This is a genomic window from Halorubrum yunnanense (assembly GCF_026586675.1).
Classification (GTDB): Archaea; Halobacteriota; Halobacteria; order Halobacteriales; family Haloferacaceae; genus Halorubrum; species Halorubrum yunnanense.
Genome location: NZ_JAODIX010000033.1, coordinates 1 through 391 on the forward strand (window position 1 = coordinate 1; position 391 = coordinate 391).

Sequence of the window (391 nt, forward strand, 5' to 3'; positions counted from 1 at the left end):
GTGTCCTTGTCCTCTTCGACTCGATAGCGACAGCTCAGCAGTATCAACAATCTCCTACAGAAGAGCGTATTTATAAATAGTCGTCAGTGGATCTGCGGTGAACACCGCCAAAGCCCCAGCCGCTCGTCTATACATGGTTACTGACGGATCTGCGGTGAACACCGCCAAAGCCCCAGCCGCTCGTCTATACATGGTTACTGACGGATCTGCGGTGAACACCGCCAAAGCCCCAGCCGCGAGGCGGGCGCACGCTCGCTGCGCTCCTCGCTCGTTCGCTCCGCTCACTCGCTCCGGTGCTTACGTCGCCTGCGCCCGCCTCGCGGCTGCCCCTTTGAGTCCCACCCCGCACCGCACAGCACCGCACCTCACGCCTCCCCAGCCTCGTCGGTCG